The sequence below is a fragment of the Vibrio sp. OPT46 genome (genome assembly GCF_015163535.1).
Taxonomy (GTDB): domain Bacteria; phylum Pseudomonadota; class Gammaproteobacteria; order Enterobacterales; family Vibrionaceae; genus Vibrio; species Vibrio alginolyticus.
Genome location: NZ_JADDYG010000898.1, coordinates 66,385 through 69,237, shown reverse-complemented (window position 1 = coordinate 69,237; position 2,853 = coordinate 66,385). Strand labels below are relative to the sequence as shown.

Below are 2,853 nucleotides of genomic sequence, written 5' to 3'. Positions count from 1 at the left end.
CTATTCTAGGGTCTGTGGACCTTTCGAGCTGATTTTTGCAGCGAATTGTTGGGTATTTATACAAGACAGAGACTTTGCTATGTAGCTAGCCTACATAAGAAGTCGATAACGCAGTAGAAATGACCAACAAACACTGCCCAAAGGGTTCGGCTAAAATCGTTTTATGCTTTGTTAAGGCGCACTTGCTTAGAGTGACTAGGCGACATACTCCTTGCCTCGCCTAAAACGATTTTATCTCGAACAAAATTTAACCGCGAAAGGTCAACAGACCCTAATAACTATCTATTTCGATAGTTATTTCTTTAGCTCTTGGTCGATGACTTTCTCAAGCTCTTCGAAAGGTACATAACCCGGAATGACTTGGTCATTAATGATGATCGCTGGTGTGCCTCGTAGACCTAAGCGAGTGAAGTACTCGTAGTTTTTATCCAACAACGCTTTGGTCTCTTTGTCGTCGACAAGCTGTGCTTCTGTGCCGGTTTTCTTAGCGATTTTTTGTAGTGAACTTGCATCATGTGGACCCGGCTTCTTCACCAACAAGTCGTGCACTTCTTTGTACTTGTCATGTTGGTTCTGCCATACGTTCAATGCGTAACTTGCCGAGTTGTAACCGTTCTTCTCGTACTGTTCTTTGAACGATACCGTCATGTTCAGCACTTTTACCTGCGGATATTCTTTCTCTACCTTCACTAGCTCACCTTCAAGACGCTTACAGAAAGGACAGCTGTAATCGGTTACGTTGATGATCGTCAGTTCTGGGTTCTCTGCACCGAAGTAAGAGTGCTTGCCATCGTTAAGATAGGCGCGCGCTTCATCCAAAGTTGCGTTAAACGTTTTTTGGTAAGCGACGTAGTCTTGCAGGTTCTGATGCAGTGAATCGAGGATCTGCGGGTTTTCTTTCAGTAGTTGAGTAATTTCTTGCAGCTTCTCTTCTGACGTTTTTTCTGCTGCGTGTGAAAATAGAGGTACCAGCGCGATAGCCACAGTTAATAGTGTGCGTGTGAATTTCATGATATTTCCTAAAACTCTCTTTCTTCGCGGTTTTTGTCGCGAAGTGATTAAAAATAAAACAATTGATTTGGGGAAGAAGAGCAATCGGGTTTTATTCTCTAAACACACATAGCTTGAGGTGCACCCGATATTTGTCGGGTATCGGCTCGGTATGATGGCGGAAAGCATTACGGTCGGTGCTAGTGATAGATAGCAAGACGAACGCAAATAGGAATAAGGGCACAATGAAGCTGTCGAGATGGTTTTGTGAAACCTGAATCAGCTTTTCAGACAATTCACACTGCTTAGTCAGCCCTTTCTCGCTCTTTTGTTGCTGCGCAGCAGCGTGTTCAGCTGTCACTTGCACGCCAATCAGAGGGCAAGATTGGTAGAAGCCTGCATTTTTACTTAAACAGATCACGATAACCCAAGCCACAAGGGCAAGTGTCCATCGAGCGATGTTGGATTGTGATCGAAGCAAAAGGCAAACCCTGAGTAAGTCTCTAAGTAATGACCGAACCACCCTAAAATAAATTACACGGAACTTTTGTTAATTTTTGGTCAAGAAATCTCAAATAAGCAACAAACCATGAAGCACGTCGAAGGTGTGGCTAATAACAAACTTGTTCATAATTTTGGTTTGTTTTGTTAATGGATGAGATTTGCTGATAGTTAGATAAATCTACCTTATCTTGGTCATAAATATTTATTATCTTTTAAATGTGATTCAAATCATAAAATAAAACTTCATAATTGAGTGACATGATTGTTCGGTAAATGGATTGATTTTGATCATCTCTCTAGCACGTCGTTCAAGGGATCATCTATGCGTTCTGTTCCACATACATAGGTGAATTTATGACAAGCCCTGTTCATGCTGAACGCAAGGTGACGATCGGGTGTTACATTGCACTCGCGTTTGCGGTTGTGTTCTTTTCTGGTCTGATGCAATCCAACGAATGGTACGGTGTATTCGACTTTACAACGCTTAATGGCTCTTTCGGTAAAGTGGCTTACGGCGTAACGGAAGGTGCGGATGGCGCGGTTCAAGCTGCGACTACCTCTTTCCGCGGTACTGGTGGTAGCGGTGCTCGTGACGGTTTCATTTTCGCACTAACTTTGATTCCAACCGTTATGTTCGCATTAGGTATGATCAACGTACTTGAGCACTACGGTGCGCTCGAAGCTGCTCGTAAGCTTCTTACTCCTCTTCTACGTCCTCTAATGGGTATCCCTGGTAACTCTGGTCTGGCTCTGATTGCTTCTCTACAAAGTACCGATGCAGGTGCAGCTATGACGCGTCAGCTAAAAGATGAAGGTCACCTAACTAAGCGTGAAACGGATGTATTTACTATGTTCCAGTTCACTGCAGGTGCAACCATCGTGAACTTCTTCTCATCAGGCGCTGTGCTGTTCACATTGACGATGGCTGACGGCTCTCTAGCGGTAACGTCTTCTATTGGTTTAGCGGTTGTGGTGATGTTCGCATTCAAGATCATCGGTGCGAACCTGTTCCGTATCTACCTAAACATGACGGAAGGTAAAGAAGACAAGCAAGACCAAAACAAATCAGAGAACCTAAAAGAGGAGACGGCATAATGGGTGACGTTAAAGCGAAAAAACCAATGGTGACGGATATCTTCGTCGAAGGTGCAAAGAAAGGCTGGGTGATTGCGACTACTTCTACGGTTCCTAACGTATTGATGGCGTTCGTTATCATCAAAGCACTTCAAATCACAGGCGCGCTGGATCTGATGGGCACTGTGTTTTCTCCAATCATGGCGGTGTTTGGTCTTCCGGGTGAAGCAGCAGCGGTATTGATCGGTGCTTGGATGTCGATGGGCGGCGCGGTTGGCGTAGTAA

Annotated in this window: 4 protein-coding genes; 2 read left to right on the top strand and 2 right to left on the bottom strand. The window is 44.3% G+C overall.

The genetic code is table 11. The features are described from left to right. Positions 1-294: 294 nt before the first annotated feature. Entirely contained in the window at positions 295-1,011 is a 717-nt protein-coding gene (locus IQR33_RS31760) for a DsbA family protein (RefSeq protein WP_020195400.1), read from the bottom strand. Between the two features lie 91 nt (positions 1,012-1,102). Further along, positions 1,103-1,426 carry a hypothetical protein gene (locus IQR33_RS31755; RefSeq protein ID WP_038894554.1) on the bottom strand — a complete coding sequence of 108 codons (324 nt, stop codon included), beginning with the start codon at positions 1,424-1,426 and terminating at the stop codon, positions 1,103-1,105. Between the two features lie 422 nt (positions 1,427-1,848). Between IQR33_RS31755 and IQR33_RS31750 the strand changes: the two genes are divergently transcribed. Next, positions 1,849-2,589, top strand: a complete 741-nt coding sequence (locus IQR33_RS31750; RefSeq protein ID WP_005437881.1) for a nucleoside recognition domain-containing protein — start codon at positions 1,849-1,851, stop codon at positions 2,587-2,589. Beyond that, the coding region (locus tag IQR33_RS31745) for a nucleoside recognition domain-containing protein (RefSeq protein WP_322631816.1) at positions 2,589-2,853 on the top strand (265 nt) is incomplete at its 3' end. The genes IQR33_RS31750 and IQR33_RS31745, both read left to right, overlap by 1 nt.